At 65.3% G+C, this 13,761-nt stretch carries 10 protein-coding genes; 6 read left to right on the top strand and 4 right to left on the bottom strand.

The features are described 5' to 3' along the window. Nucleotides 1-96 precede the first annotated feature (96 nt). Nucleotides 97-1,368: a serpin family protein gene (locus ACFVWT_RS20540; RefSeq protein ID WP_390251139.1), complete on the bottom strand. Its 1,272-nt coding sequence runs from the start codon at nt 1,366-1,368 to the stop codon at nt 97-99. A gap of 219 nt (nt 1,369-1,587) precedes the next feature. Here ACFVWT_RS20540 and ACFVWT_RS20535 point away from each other — a divergent pair, with 219 nt between their 5' ends. Beyond that, complete coding sequence (locus tag ACFVWT_RS20535; RefSeq protein WP_390251137.1) at nt 1,588-1,953, top strand: iron chaperone; 366 nt, start codon at nt 1,588-1,590, stop codon at nt 1,951-1,953. A gap of 41 nt (nt 1,954-1,994) precedes the next feature. Here ACFVWT_RS20535 and ACFVWT_RS20530 read toward each other — a convergent pair whose 3' ends face one another. Together ACFVWT_RS20530 and ACFVWT_RS20525 are read right to left on the bottom strand one after the other, a co-directional pair. Continuing rightward, nucleotides 1,995-3,743, bottom strand: a complete 1,749-nt coding sequence (locus ACFVWT_RS20530) for a pyruvate dehydrogenase (RefSeq protein WP_390251135.1) — start codon at nt 3,741-3,743, stop codon at nt 1,995-1,997. Nucleotides 3,744-4,059: 316 nt separating this feature from the next. After that, nucleotides 4,060-5,454, bottom strand: a complete 1,395-nt coding sequence (locus tag ACFVWT_RS20525; RefSeq protein WP_390251133.1) for an MFS transporter — start codon at nt 5,452-5,454, stop codon at nt 4,060-4,062. Nucleotides 5,455-5,710: 256 nt separating this feature from the next. On the opposite strand from ACFVWT_RS20525, the gene ACFVWT_RS20520 reads away from it, so the two are divergent. From ACFVWT_RS20520 to ACFVWT_RS20510, 3 genes are read left to right on the top strand one after another with little or no spacing between them, the layout of a single operon-like run. Next, on the top strand, nt 5,711-6,379 hold the full coding sequence (locus ACFVWT_RS20520; protein WP_390251131.1) for a response regulator transcription factor: 669 nt from the start codon (nt 5,711-5,713) through the stop codon (nt 6,377-6,379). Beyond that, entirely contained in the window at nt 6,376-7,806 is a 1,431-nt protein-coding gene (locus ACFVWT_RS20515) for an ATP-binding protein (RefSeq protein WP_390251129.1), read from the top strand. The genes ACFVWT_RS20520 and ACFVWT_RS20515 overlap by 4 nt, the downstream gene beginning before the upstream one ends. Beyond that, nucleotides 7,803-8,828 (top strand): TAXI family TRAP transporter solute-binding subunit, encoded by a 1,026-nt coding sequence (locus tag ACFVWT_RS20510; protein ID WP_390251127.1) that lies wholly within the window; start codon nt 7,803-7,805, stop codon nt 8,826-8,828. Before ACFVWT_RS20515 ends, ACFVWT_RS20510 begins: the two co-directional genes overlap by 4 nt. A gap of 25 nt (nt 8,829-8,853) precedes the next feature. On the opposite strand, the gene ACFVWT_RS20505 is transcribed toward ACFVWT_RS20510, so the two are convergent. After that, a complete protein-coding gene (locus ACFVWT_RS20505; RefSeq protein WP_390251125.1) occupies nt 8,854-10,341 on the bottom strand; it encodes a helix-turn-helix domain-containing protein in 1,488 nt (495 codons plus the stop codon). Nucleotides 10,342-10,522: 181 nt separating this feature from the next. On the opposite strand from ACFVWT_RS20505, the gene aceA reads away from it, so the two are divergent. Next, entirely contained in the window at nt 10,523-11,854 is a 1,332-nt protein-coding gene (gene aceA, locus ACFVWT_RS20500) for an isocitrate lyase (protein ID WP_390251123.1), read from the top strand. Between the two features lie 92 nt (nt 11,855-11,946). Next, the gene (gene aceB / locus ACFVWT_RS20495; RefSeq protein ID WP_390251121.1) at nt 11,947-13,611 is read left to right on the top strand and encodes a malate synthase A; all 1,665 of its coding nucleotides are present in this window, start codon (nt 11,947-11,949) and stop codon (nt 13,609-13,611) included. The last annotated feature ends 150 nt before the right edge of the window (nt 13,612-13,761 follow it).

The raw sequence follows: 13,761 nt of genomic DNA, 5'->3' as shown, positions 1-13,761 counted from the left end.
CGAAAATCCACGACGCTCTCTCACTTTCCTCAAGAAAGTGAGAGAGCGTCGTGTTGTAAGCCGCAGGATGTGAGAGAGCGTTGTGTTGGCGTGGTGTTACGAGCGGGGGTCGGCCACCGTCCCCATGAAGAGCGGCAGCCCGGATTCCATGTGCACGATCTGGTAGTGGAACGGCCGGTCGAAGGTGATGGTCCGTTCTGGCTGCGGCGGCGCACTGGTGACAGCTCCGTTGATCTGCGTAACCGCCGCGGCGACGGTGCCCTTTTCGGCAACAGTGATGTTGGCTGCCTGCGCGGCCTGGGTGATCATCATCTTGGGTTGGATGTTGTTGAAGTCCTCGGTGGTGGTGAGGGTCTTACGGAGGCCGAGCGATTCAAAGACCTTGCGCAGGTCGAAGCTGCACTTGTGGTCCCAGCGGGGCAGCTGGATCTGCACGGTTTCCAGCGGTGCGCTGTCCAGCGTGTCCGCGATGTCCGTGAGCGCTGCGGCACCGAATGTGGCCTCGGCGCCCCGGTCCGGTAGTACCAGGCGCATGACGAAACCGTCGGCGTAAGGCAGGTCCACGGCCTGCCACCCGGCCCCTTCGGCGTACTTCATCTCCAGCTCGTTGTGCATTGCCGGTGCTTCGATTTCCTCGCCGGTGGCCGTGGTGAAGGGCAGATCCGAGGTGTCATTCGGGTCGAAAGGCGCGCTCCAGGCGGACGCGAAGTACAGGGAATTGAGCAGGCTGAACGAGTTGTCCGGATCGTACTTTGCGGGGGCTTCCTTGATCCGGCCGCCTGTGTTCCTGTTCACCCAGGCATCGATGGCTGACTTCGTTGCACCCTCGTTGCTGAAGTCCACGGGATACACACCGGTTCCGTAGTGCCGGGCCAGGGTGTCCAGGAATGCCTCGCCCGTGGGGACGTCCTTGTCCACGAACAGTCCGTTGGCGGCATGCATCACGGGTTTCCGCGGCGGGTTGTCCTCATCCACCGCGCCGGGGTCGCCGTCGAACTTCTCGAGTGAGCTCAGCAGCGCGTTCATCGCCTCGTCGCGGTTCTCCGCGGGAAGTTTCAGGACAGCGTCCATCTCCGCGGCCGTCTCGCCCGAAGCACCGGCGCGGAGCATGGCGAGGGCTATCAGCAGGCTCCCGGGCGAGGACACCACGTTCCCGTGGGCGCCGTCGCCGCCGTCGGCCAGCAGGGCTTCGCCGAGCCCGAAAGCGGATGTGCGGAAGGAGCGCAGTTCAGCGGCGTACGCCGCGCCGTCCACCGCTACCCGCTGCACGCCGTCGGCCTTCAGGATCTCCGGAGTCGACGCCGAGCACGCGGTGAGCGCCGCCAGCGCACCTGCCGTCGCGAGCCGGGCCACGCGGAACGTTTTCATGTTTCCCCCTTGGAAATGCCATGCCGGCACTCGGCGGGAATCCGCCTGTCCCCTTCAGTCAACCAGCCTGCCCGCTGCAGCACGATGCCCGCAGGGTCACGGTTTGCCGTCGTTTTGGTCTCGCCCTCCCACGCGGCCCGCAGTTTTTGCAACGATTTCAGCAACGCTCTCTCACTTCCGGCACCGGCGTATCCTCGTGACATGACGGAGGACCGCTAGATGGCGCAGCAATTCAACACCGTCGAGGAGTACATCGCGTCGTTCCCTGACGAGGTGCAGGGCATCTTTGAGGAGATCCGGCGCACGTGCCACGCGGCTGTCCCGGAGTCCGGCGAGATGATCAGCTACGGCATCCCCACCATCACCTTGAACGGCAAATACGTGGTGTATTTCGCGGGCTGGGCGCACCATATTTCGGTGTATCCGGTGCCGTCAGGCGACCCCGCTTTCCAGGCTGACATCGACCCGTACCGCTCAGCCAAGGGAACGTTGAAATTCCCGCTGGGCAAGCCGGTTCCTTACGGACTGATTGAACGAACCGCTGCCCTGCTGGCGGCTGAGCGCGGCGGCTCTCCACCCACATAGCGAGCGGACGACGGCCGCCGCCCGTCGTCGTCGTCGTCGACCTAGCGCCGCGGAATATTCCGCAGGTTGCTGCGGGCCATGCTGACGGCTTCGCCGGCGCCGCGGTTCAGGACCACCTTCGACATGGCAGTTGCGAAGCCAAGGACCTGCGAGCCGGTGATTTTTGGCGGGATGGACAACGCCTTCGGATCCGTGATGAGCTCCACCAGCGACGGCCCGGGGTGGGCGAACGCCTCCCGGTAGGCGTCCTCGATCCGGGCTGGATCGGTGACGCGGAAAGCGTGGAAGCCCAGCGCGCGGGCAACCGCGGCGTAGTCGGCGTCGGGCACGTCCACGCCGAAATCGGGCAGCCCGTCAACGAGCATCTCCAGCTTGACCATGCCCAGCGTGGAGTTGTTGAAGACCACCACGTTCACCGGCAGCCGGTGCGCCGCGACCGTGATCAACTCGCCCAGCAGCATGGACAAGCCGCCGTCACCGGACACCGAAATGACCTGACGGCCGGGATAGGCCAGCTGCGCGCCGATCGCGTGCGGCAGGGCGTTGGCCATGGAGCCGTGCAGGTACGATCCGATCAGCCTGCGCGTGCCCAGCGGGTTGATGTAGCGCGCAGTCCAGACGTTGCACATACCGGTGTCCGCGGTGAAAATGGCGTTCTCCGCCGCCACCTGGTCCAGTATCGAGGCCGCATACTCCGGGTGGATGGGCTGCTTCTTTTCCACTTTGCGGGTGTAGGCGCCCACGGCCTTGTTCATGAGCCGGTCGTGCTTCTTGAGCATCTGGCTGAGGAAGCGGCGGCTCTTCTTGGGAGTCAGCAAAGGTTTCAATGCGGAGAGCGTGGGCAGCACGTCGCCATGGACGGCGATGTCGACGTCGGTCCTCCTCCCCAGCTTGTGCGCGGCCCGGTCCACCTGGGCGGTCCGGGTGCCCGGAAGGAACTGGTCGTACGGAAAGTCGGTGCCGAGCAGGATCAGCAGGTCTGCGTCTTCGATGCCCTCCGCCGCGGCGCCGTACCCCAGCAGCCCGGTCATGCCGATGTCGTAGGGGTTGTCGTACTGCATGAAGTCCTTGCCCCGCAGCGAGTGGCCGATCGGGGCCCCGATGAGTTCCGCGAGGGCCACCACTTCATCGTGGGCGCCCTGCGTTCCCGCGCCGGCAAAGATGGCGACCTTGTCCGCCGCGTTGATGGCATCGGCGAGTTCCCGGACGCTCGCGGCGTCCGGAGTGAGCGTGGCGCGCCGGAAAGTCGCGGGCAGCGGCGTTTCGCCGGTGGCCTCCAGACCGGCGATGTCGCCGGGAAGGGTAACGACGGCGACTCCCCCGAGGCCGACGGCGTGCTGGATGGCGCTGTGCATGACACGCGGCGCCTGCTCTGCAGTGCTGACGAGTTCCGAATAGACCGAGCACTCGTTGAAGAGCCGGTCCGGGTGGGTTTCCTGGAAGTAGCCGCTGCCGATCTGCTTGCTCGGAATATGCGAGGCGATGGCCAGGACGGGCGCCCCGGAGCGGTTGGCGTCGTACAGGCCGTTGATCAGGTGCAAGTTGCCGGGCCCGCACGAGCCGGCACACACGGCCAGCTTTCCGGTCAGCTGGGCTTCCGCAGCAGCGGCGAATGCGGCCGCTTCCTCGTGCCGGACGTGGATCCAGTCGATGCCGCCCTGCTGGGAGCCGCCCGTCTTGCGGACGGCGTCGACAATCGGGTTGAGGCTGTCGCCCACGATGCCGTAGATTCGCTGCACACCGGCAGCCTGCAGTTGTTCAACGAGCTGGGTGGCGAGTTCCTTGGCCATGAGTGCACACTCCCGCGATCGGGTCCGATGAGCTGACAGGGCCAATATAGTCCGCCCACCTTGGGGTGCCTCCCAGGTTCCAAGCCGCCGGCTTCTCAGCCAACGACGGCGGCCCGCCGCCCCGGGGACCCGCTCCCAGCTGAACGCTCTCTCAATTAATCCAAGAAAACCCGAGACGCTCTCTCACTTTCCACAAGAAAGTGAGAGAGCGTCCGGGTTTTTCCTGCAGGATCTGAGAGAGCGTCCTGGGGTGGTGAGGGGACGACGGCGGGTGGGCACCCGCCGTCGTACTCTTACCGCCGCCGTACTACCGGGATCAGACGTTGAGGAGGTCCTTGTCCTTGTCGTCGTCCTTGCGGGTCTGCGACCAGGCGTGGCCCTGTTCGTGATCCAGATGGGTGGACTTCTTGTTCTTCAACGCGAAGATGTAGACCACCAGTGAGATGGCGATGGCCACCGTGACATAGGTGAAGAACAGATCCACCCGCTCGGCCTTCTGGAATGCGGCGCCGATCAGCGGGACGGTTCCGCCGAAGAGCGAGTTGGCGATCGCGTAGCCCAGCCCGACGCCGAGCGCGCGGATGGACGCGGGGAACAGCTCCGCCTTCACGAGTGCATTGATGGACGTGTAGCCGCCAACGATCAGCAGGCCGCCCATCATGAGCAGGAACGCCGTGAACGGGTCCTTGGTGCCGGCCAGGGTGGAGAGCAGCGGCCAGGTGAAGAGGACGCCGGTGATGCCGAACCACAGCAACAGCGGCTTGCGGCCCACCTTGTCCGAGATGATGCCGTAGACGGGCTGGAGCAGCATGAAGATGAAGAGGGCCCAGAAGTTGATGACCGAGGTGTCGGTCTTGGCAATGCCTGACGTATCGTTCATGAACTTCAGGATGAAGTTGGTGTACGTGTAGAACGCCACGGTGCCGCCGAGGGTGACGCCGATGCAGATCAGCAGCGGCTTCCAGTACTGCGTGAACAGCAGCTTCATGGTGCCAGGCTGTGCCACGCCCGCAACAGCCGGGATCTTGGCAGCTTCGACCTGCTCCGCCGATACGGTTTCCTCCATCGAGCGCCGCAGCCACAGGACCACCAGCGCAGCTACGCCGCCGATGGCAAAGGGAATGCGCCAGCCCCATTCAGTCAGGTCGCCCTTCGGCATGACGTTCTGCAGGATGACGAGGACCAGCAGGGCCATCATCTGGCCGCCGATCAGGGTGACGTACTGGAAGCTCGAGAAGAAGCCGCGGCGCTTGGACGTGGCGGCCTCGGACATGTAGGTGGCGCTGGTGCCGTATTCGCCGCCCACGGAGAAGCCCTGGATGAGGCGCACCAGGATCAGCAGCAACAAGGCCCAGACGCCGATCTGCTGCGTGGTGGGGAGGATCGCAATGGCGAAGGATCCGGCGGACATCAGCGTCACGCTGAGCGTCAGCGCGGCCTTGCGGCCCTTGCGGTCCGCGTAGCGGCCGAAGAACCAGGCGCCGATGGGGCGCATGAGGAACGACGTCGAAAAGACGGCCATCGCTTCCAGGCCGGCCTGCAGCTCGTCCTTGGAATTGAAGAAATGGGACTGGAAGTAGGCGGCAAAGACTGTGTAGACGTAGAGGTCGTACCACTCCACCAGGTTGCCGGCGGAGCCCTTGAGGATGTTGCTCACGGCGCGGCGGGTCTGGGCTGACTCACTCCGGACTTCTGCTTGCTGGGTGCTCATCGCTGAACCTCGCTTGACGGTGCTCCCGGCAACCGTTCCGGGCGTACTTTTGTGCTGTCCATGGCAACATTGCTCATGGTTCCTCCTCGACATTGACGGTCCTCCGAAAGCGAGGACCCATCCAAGTTATGGGTGATCCACCCCACAACCAACGTGGAGCGGGAATTCCTAACACTTCCTTAGGTTTCGCCGGGACAAGGGATAATCTCCACAGCGGGCAGATAGCAGCTGCCCCGTCAACGAACAGGAACAGGCAATGGATGTGCTCATCGTCGAGGACGACGACGCGATGGCATCCGCCCTCGATGCGGCGGTGGTATCCGCCGGACACACCTCCTTCCGGGTTGCCCGCGGGGCCGATGCGCTCCTGGAACACCGGCGGTTCGAGGTCATCCTGCTGGACCTGGGACTTCCGGACATGGACGGCCTCGACGTGCTGCGGAAGCTTCGCCAGGTCACACCGGTTCCGATCCTGATCCTCACCGCCCGTGACGACGAGCGCAGCGTGGTCCTTGGCCTGCGGTCAGGTGCTGATGACTACCTCGTCAAGCCGGTGAAACTGGTGGAGCTGCTGGCCCGCATCGAAGCCGTGACAAGGCGTGCGGGCCGCGCAAGGGACAGCAGGCAGCGGAGCATTGTGCTGGGGGAACTCGAGGTGGACCTCGAACGGCGCGTGGCCTCCATCGGCCCCAGGGTTCTGCCTCTGACCGCCACTGAATTCGACCTCCTCGCCCTCCTGGCCGGCCATGCAGGCTCAGTGGTCACCAGGGAGCAGATCCTGGATGCGCTGTGGGGGGACGCCTTCCTGGCCTCCTCCCGATCCCTTGACGTGCATCTGACGGGCCTGCGGGCCAAGCTCCAACTCCCCGGGTTCATCATCAACGTGCGCGGAGTGGGCTATAGGGTCGAGGCGGATCCTGCGTGAAGCTGCGTGTCCTCGGAATCCTGAGCGTGCTGTCCGTCCTGATCGTCATCTTCGCTTCCACCGCCCTCCTGACCTCCGCCAGCCGGGAGCTCACCCAGGAACTCCAGATCAACAGGGCAGCCGCCCTCAACAGGCTGGCGCAGGTGGCGTTCGACGCCGCGACCGACGGGGAATCCACGCAGCTGCAGGCGGAGATGGACAGATACTCGGAACTCTACGGTGAGGGGGTGCTGATCGGCCTCCAGCAGGGCACCCTGCGCTCGGGGGGCCTGAGCGAGGACAGGGCAGACGTCCGTGATGCTGTTGCCCGGGCAAAGCTGAACCTTAGCGACACCACCCTCAGTCCGATCCAGCCTTTCGGAACCGGCTCCCAGGTAATCTCACGCTCGTTCGGCAGCGCGAGCCAGGTTCTTGGCGAGGCGGTCCTGGAGGTCAACCTGGATGCTGCCCGGCAGAAACTGCGGGAACGGTGGCTTCTCGTCGGAGTGGCGGCGGCCGCCCTCGCCGCAGTGCTCCTCCTCGGCGCGGCCCGCGTGACGCGCTGGGTGCTGCGTCCGGTACACCGCCTTAATTCGGCGGTAACGGAACTCGAGGCAACAGGCCGGGCCGGTCAGCTCCCTGAGGACGGACCACCGGAACTGCGGGAACTGAGCCGTTCCTTCACCAGGATGGCCCGGACCGTCAGTGACAGCATCGAATCCCAGCGCCAGCTGATCGCCGACACGTCCCATCAGTTGCGCAATCCCGTCGGCGCCCTGCGCTTGAGGATCGACCTGCTGCAGCTTGAACTGCAGACAGCCCGGGAACACAATGCGGCGGCCGGAGTCCTGGCGGAACTCGAACGAGTGGAGGGGATCCTGGACGGGGTCTTGAAGCTGGCGACGGCCGAGCACCGGGCTTTCGAAGATTCCGCCGGAGGCCCGGGTCCCGCTTCGCACGGGCTCCCCGCCCTCATTGACCCATACCCTGTGCTGCAGGAAGAAACCGAACGGGCAGGACCTGCGGCGCGGCGCAACGGCTCATCGATCCTGCTGGAGGGTCCGCCGGACCCGGCGGTGCACATCGCCTGCAATGCCGCAGAACTGGCCCAGATGGTGGGGGAACTGATCAACAACGCCATCAAATACGCCGCCGGCGCCCGGATATCCGTGGCCGTCCGCGTACGCCCGGACGCGGTTGCCGTAGAGGTCTCCGACGCCGGCCCCGGGCTTTCCGCTGAGGAACGGGCTGCTGCCACAAGCCGGTTTTGGCGCTCCCCGCAGCACCGGGAAATCCGCGGCAACGGCTTGGGCATGACCATTGTGGACAAACTGGCGGCAGCCAACGGGGGCCGCCTGCTGCTGGCGGAGGCTTCACCGCATGGCCTGATCGCTCGCATCGAATTTCCGCGTGCCGCGGCATTCCAGGAGCCGGAGGCCCTTTCATGACCGGCATGGCTGAGCTGAGCGAAGCCCTTCCGTCACGGAGATCAGCCTTCAAGGCCGGTCTGGCTGCCGCGCTGGCCGGGCTGTTCGTCCCGGCCCTCAACGCCTGCACGGCTGAGGACAAGCCGCGCACCGTGACGGTTGCCGGCGGTGAGTCTGGAGGCTTCTACCTTGAATTCGCAACGCTGCTGGCAGAGTCGCTCCAGCGCCACGACGTGGCCGGCAGCGCCTCAGCCCTGACCACCGGGGGCAGCCTGGACAACCTGCAGCAGCTCCTGACCGGGCAAGCGACCTTCGCCGTCGCGCTGGCGGATGCCGCCGCGCAGAAGATGCCGGCGAATGGCACGTCGGACATTCGCATCACGGCTTTGGGAAGGGTGTACGAAAACTACGTCCACTGCGTCGTCCGGAAGACCAGCGGCATACGTGGCCTCACGGAACTGGCTGGCAGGACCGTTGCTGTCGGCGAGCCCGGTTCAGGGACGTCACTCACCACTCCTCGCCTGTTGGAGGCCGCCGGGCTGGCATCCGTGGCTGTGGGCGGCACGCCCACTGCCGGGGCCGACAAGACGGTCACCGTTCTGAACCTCGGACTCAATGCGGGGCTTGCGGCGCTGCAGGACGGATCGGTTGACGCGCTGTTCTGGTCCGGCGGTGTGCCTACGGCCGCCATTGCCGCCACCCACCAAGAGGTGGGGCTCGGATTCCTGGACCTCTCGCCCCTGCTGCCGGTGCTGCGGACCAAGTACGGCGCGTTCTACGACCGGGTGCTGATTCCGGAAGGCGCCTACGAAGGCATTCCGGCTGTCTGGGCGGTGGGTGTGGCGAACCTGCTCCTGTGCCGCAGTGACCTGGACGAGCGGACGGTGAAGAGAACCGTCGAACTGCTGGTGGACCATGCCGAGGAACTAATCCCCCGTTCCAGCCTGGGAGTCCAGTTCCTGAGCCCGGAATCCCTGATCAACACGGCCGGGCTGCCGTTGCACCCGGCAGCCGCTGCCGCCTATCGGGACCTGCACGGGTAGGGCCCCCACGCCTCCCGGGGTTTGTTCAGCTCCCCGAGTGCGCCTGCAGGAACGAGTAGACCTCGGTCTCGTCCACGCCGGGGAAGGCTCCCGGCGGCATCGCGGCGAGCAGGTGTGAGTGCGCCCGCGCCGACGGCCAGGCGTTGCCCGCCCACTCGGACGTCAGCGAGACCGGCGGACGGCGGCAGCAGTTCTCGTCCGGGCAGGTGGACTTGGACCGTTCGGTCGTGTCCCGGCCGCGGAACCACTTCACCTGCGCGTAGGGGACGCCTACGGAGAGTGAGAATTCGCCGTTGGCCGAACGCTCGGTCCGTGCCGTGCACCAGTAGGTCCCCGCCGGTGTATCCGTGTACTGGTTGTACGCGCTGAACTTGTCCGGCACATCAAACACCACCCGCGACGTCCAGTTCTTGCACGACGGCTGGCCTTCAATGGCGCCGGTATGATCCTGCGGGAACGTCACGCCGTCGTTCTCGTACGCCTTGTAGATGATGCCGCTCTTGTGCGTCTTCTGGAAGTGCGTGCGGATGTCCAAGTGCTGGGTGGCCAGGTTGGTGAACCGGTGCGCTGCGGTCTCGTAGGACACCGCAAAGGCGTCGCGGATGTCCTCCACGGCGATTTCCTTGGCCTGCTTGGCTTTCTGCAGGAACTCCACGGTGGCCTGCTCGGGCAGCATCAGCGCGGCGGCGAAGTAGTTCGTGGCCACGCGCTGCATCAGGAAGTCCCCGTAGTTCGACGGCGTCTGATGGCCCAGGACGTAGTGGCCCAGCGCCTGCAGCAGCACCGAACGGGGGTCATGATCCGAGCGCTGATTCTGCGTCAGGTAAATTCGGCGATTCTTAAGATCCGTCACGGAGCGGGTGGAATGCGGCAGATCGCCCACATGGTGGAGGCTGAAACCGAGGTGCCCGGCGATGTCGGCAATGACGTGATGGGACAGGGGGCCGTTCTTGTGCCCCACCGACGCCAGGACCTTCTGCGCCTCCGCCTCATATTCAGGGAAGTAGTTGTTGCGTTCGCGCATCATGGCCCGCAGCTCCGCGTTGGCGCGGCGGGCCTCCTCCGGCGTCGCCACCTGTTCGTTGAGCCTGCGCTCCAGCTCATGCTGCAGGCCCACCATGGACTCCAGCACATCCATCGGAAGCCGCGAGCTGATGCGGATTTTGGGCAGGTTCAGGGACTCGTAGAGGGGGCTGCGCTGGTAACGCTCCAGCTCAATCTCCAGGGCCGCCCGCCGGTTGGGCGGCTCCGCTCCGAGCAGCTGGTCGATGCTGACATTCAGCGCGGCTGCCAGCTGCTGCAGCAGCCCCAGTTTGGGCTCCCGCTTCCCGTTCTCGATCAGGCTCAGCTGGCTTGGCGCGGTCCCGACGGCGGCACTGAGGTCATCGAGTGTCATTGCCGCTGCTTTTCGCAGGTGGCGGACGCGGCGGCCCAGGCTGATGACGTCCAGTTCGGGGGTGGCAGGGGACGACGGCGGGGTGGCAGCTTTGCGGTTCCAGCTCGTAGGCGACATTTATTGAGCATACGCGAAGAAACGCATTTCTTTCCATGGTTTTCATCTAGTAACCCTCTTGAAAGTGCAGAAAAGTAGATCTCACGGAAAGAAACACCGCACCGGTCCAGCCGGTCCCCCACTGCAAAGGCGCAGGGCGGGGCCGGCCAGGACACCCCGGAGCACAAACAAGGAGACAAAGATGACTGCAGCATTTGAGCCCACCCAGCAGACGCCCGAGCAGCAGGCCGCCGCACTGGAGCTCGAGTGGGCCGCCAACCCGCGCTGGGAAGGTGTGACCCGTGACTACAAGGCAACGGATGTCGTCCGCCTCCGCGGCCGCGTCTCCGAAGAGCACACCCTGGCCCGCCGCGGCTCCGAGAAGCTGTGGAAGCAGCTGACCGAAGAGCACAAGACCGGCGGCTACACCAACGCCCTCGGCGCCCTGACCGGCAACCAGGCCGTGCAGCAGGTCAAGGCCGGGCTCCGCGCCATCTACCTCTCCGGCTGGCAGGTTGCCGCGGACGCCAACAACTCCGGCCACACCTACCCGGACCAGTCGCTCTACCCGGCCAACTCCGTTCCCACGGTGGTCCGCCGCATCAACAACGCCCTCCTCCGCGCCGACCAGATCGAGTTCTCCGAAGGCATCCAGACCGTCGAGGACTGGATGGTGCCGATCGTGGCTGACGCCGAGGCCGGCTTCGGCGGCCCGCTGAACGCCTACGAACTCATGAAATCCATGATCCAGGCCGGCGCCTCAGGCGTTCACTGGGAGGACCAGCTCGCTTCGGAGAAGAAGTGCGGCCACCTCGGCGGCAAGGTGCTCATCCCCACCCAGCAGCACGTGCGCACCCTGAACGCGGCCCGCCTGGCCGCCGACGTCGCCGGCACGCCGTCCGTGGTCATCGCCCGCACCGACGCCGAGGCAGCAACCCTGATCACCTCCGACGTCGACGAGCGCGACCAGGAATTCATCCTCCGCGAAGGCGGACAGCCGGTCCGCACCCCGGAAGGCTTCTACAAGGTCCGCAACGGCATCGAACCCTGCATCGCCCGCGCCAAGGCCTATGCCCCGTACTCCGACCTCATCTGGATGGAGACGGGCACCCCGGACCTCGAACTTGCCAAGAAGTTCGCCGAAGCCGTCAAGGCCGAGTTCCCGGACCAGATGCTCTCCTACAACTGCTCGCCGTCATTCAACTGGCGCAAGCACCTGGACGACGCCACCATCGCCAAGTTCCAGCGTGAACTCGGCGCCATGGGCTTCACGTTCCAGTTCATCACCCTGGCCGGATTCCACGCCCTGAACTACTCGATGTTCGACCTCGCCCACGGCTACGCCCGTGAAGGCATGAGCGCCTACGTCGAGCTGCAGGAAAAGGAATTCGCCTCCGAGTCCCGCGGCTACACCGCGACCAAGCACCAGCGCGAAGTCGGCACCGGCTACTTCGACGACATCGCAACTGCGCTCAACCCGAACGCATCCACCCTCGCCTTGGTCGGATCGACCGAAGAGGGCCAGTTCCACTAATTCTTCCCCAACTAGATAGCAGTAGGTGTCGTTTTGAAGGCTCAAAACGACACCTACTGCGACTCAGTTGGGCCTTGCACCAGGAGACCGAAATGAACAGCTTCACTGACAACTTCACCATCAACGGGATCACGCTGACCGCACAGCCGATTTGCCGGCAGGGCGAGGTTCTTACTCCGGATGCTTTGGCGTTTGTGGCCAAGCTGCACCGGGCCACCACGGAGCGGCGGCAGGAGCTGCTGCAGGGCCGCCGGGACCGCCGCCAGCAGATCGCCAAGGGCCAGGACCCGCGGTTCCTCCGCGAGACCGAGTCCGTGCGCAATGATCCGAACTGGCGCGTTGCCCCGCCTGCTCCGGGCCTGGAGGACCGCCGTGTCGAAATCACCGGCCCGGTGGACAAGAAGATGACCATCAACGCACTGAACTCCGGCGCCAAGGTGTGGCTGGCGGACATGGAAGACTCCTCCACGCCGTCGTGGCGCAACGTCATCCAGGGCCAGCTCAACCTGACGGACGCGCTGGAACGCCGGATCGACTTCACCTCCCCCGAGGGCAAGGACTACAAGCTCCGCCCGGCCGGCGAACTGCCCACCATCGTGGTCCGTCCCCGCGGCTGGCACCTGCCCGAAAAGCACATGCTCATCGACGGCGAACCCATCGCCGGCGGCATCGTGGACTTCGGCCTGTACTTCTTCCACAACGCCCGCCGCCTGCTCGCCCAGGGCAAGGGCCCGTACTTCTACCTGCCGAAGATCGAGAACCACCTCGAAGCACGCCTGTGGAACGACATCTTCATCCTCGCCCAGGACCTGTTGGGCATCCCGCAGGGCACCATCCGCGCGACCGTGCTGATCGAGACCATCACGGCCTCCTTCGAAATGGAAGAGATCCTCTACGAACTCCGCGACCACGCGGCGGGCCTGAACGCCGGCCGCTGGGACTACATCTTCTCCATGATCAAGAACTTCCGCACCCGCGGCCCGCGTTTCGTCCTGCCGGACCGCGTGCAGGTGACCATGACGGCCCCCTTCATGCGCGCCTACACGGAGCAGCTGGTCCGCGCCTGCCACAAGCGCGGCGCCATGGCGATCGGCGGCATGGCCGCGGCCGTCCCCAACCGCAAGGACGAAGAAGCCAACGCCATCGCCTTCGAAAAGGTCCGCGCGGACAAGACCCGCGAGGCCAATGACGGCTTTGACGGTTCCTGGGTGGCGCACCCGGACCTGGTTCCCGTCTGCCGCGAAGTGTTCGACGCCGTTCTCGGCGAAAAGCCCAACCAGCTGGACCGCCTCCGCGAGGATGTCATCCCGGACGACCGCGCGCTGCTGGACATCGCCTCCACAAAAGGCACCATCACCGAGCAGGGCATCCGGAATAACATCGAGGTGGGCATCCGCTACATCGAGTCCTGGCTGCGCGGAAACGGTGCCGTGGCCATCCACAACCTGATGGAGGACGCCGCCACCGCTGAAATCTCCCGCTCGCAGCTATGGCAGTGGATCTTCTCCCGCGCCATCACCGACCACGGCGAAATCATTACCCGCGAGTGGGTGGAGGACCTCCTGGACGAGGAATTCGCCAGGCTGGAACGCTTCGAGGGCGACCGCTTTGCCGACGCACGGGACATCTTCGAGGAAGTCACCCTGGCCGACGCATTCCCCACGTTCCTGACGCTGCCGGCCTACGCCCGCTTCCTGCACGAGGCCCGGGACCGTTCCGAGGAACCTGTGGAGGACGCGGAACTCGTCGCCGCCTGATCCTGCGGTAACCGAAAAGATTTCCGTTCGCCGGGCTGCCACGCCCTCCGCAACAGGCACCCCGAAATCCGGGGCGGCGGCCCGGCAACGGAAGAACCATTAGGCGCGAACGGACAGTTGAGGCCCTTGCTCAAGGGCCTCAACTGTCCG

This window comes from Arthrobacter sp. NPDC058288 (assembly GCF_042880995.1).
Lineage (GTDB): Bacteria > Actinomycetota > Actinomycetes > Actinomycetales > Micrococcaceae > Arthrobacter.
The sequence above is the reverse complement of the archived record's forward strand: the minus strand, read 5'-3'. Positions and strand labels throughout refer to the sequence as shown.

Bases quoted from the DNA above. Each gene is read 5' to 3' on its own strand.
- ACFVWT_RS20540 (WP_390251139.1), bottom strand. From the start codon at position 1,368: ATGAAAACGTTCCGCGTGGCCCGGCTCGCGACGGCAGGTGCGCTGGCG.
- ACFVWT_RS20535 (WP_390251137.1), top strand. From the start codon at position 1,588: ATGGCGCAGCAATTCAACACCGTCGAGGAGTACATCGCGTCGTTCCCT.
- ACFVWT_RS20530 (WP_390251135.1), bottom strand. From the start codon at position 3,743: ATGGCCAAGGAACTCGCCACCCAGCTCGTTGAACAACTGCAGGCTGCC.
- ACFVWT_RS20525 (WP_390251133.1), bottom strand. From the start codon at position 5,454: ATGAGCACCCAGCAAGCAGAAGTCCGGAGTGAGTCAGCCCAGACCCGC.
- ACFVWT_RS20520 (WP_390251131.1), top strand. From the start codon at position 5,711: ATGGATGTGCTCATCGTCGAGGACGACGACGCGATGGCATCCGCCCTC.
- ACFVWT_RS20510 (WP_390251127.1), top strand. From the start codon at position 7,803: ATGACCGGCATGGCTGAGCTGAGCGAAGCCCTTCCGTCACGGAGATCA.
- ACFVWT_RS20505 (WP_390251125.1), bottom strand. From the start codon at position 10,341: ATGTCGCCTACGAGCTGGAACCGCAAAGCTGCCACCCCGCCGTCGTCC.
- aceA (WP_390251123.1), top strand. From the start codon at position 10,523: ATGACTGCAGCATTTGAGCCCACCCAGCAGACGCCCGAGCAGCAGGCC.
- aceB (WP_390251121.1), top strand. From the start codon at position 11,947: ATGAACAGCTTCACTGACAACTTCACCATCAACGGGATCACGCTGACC.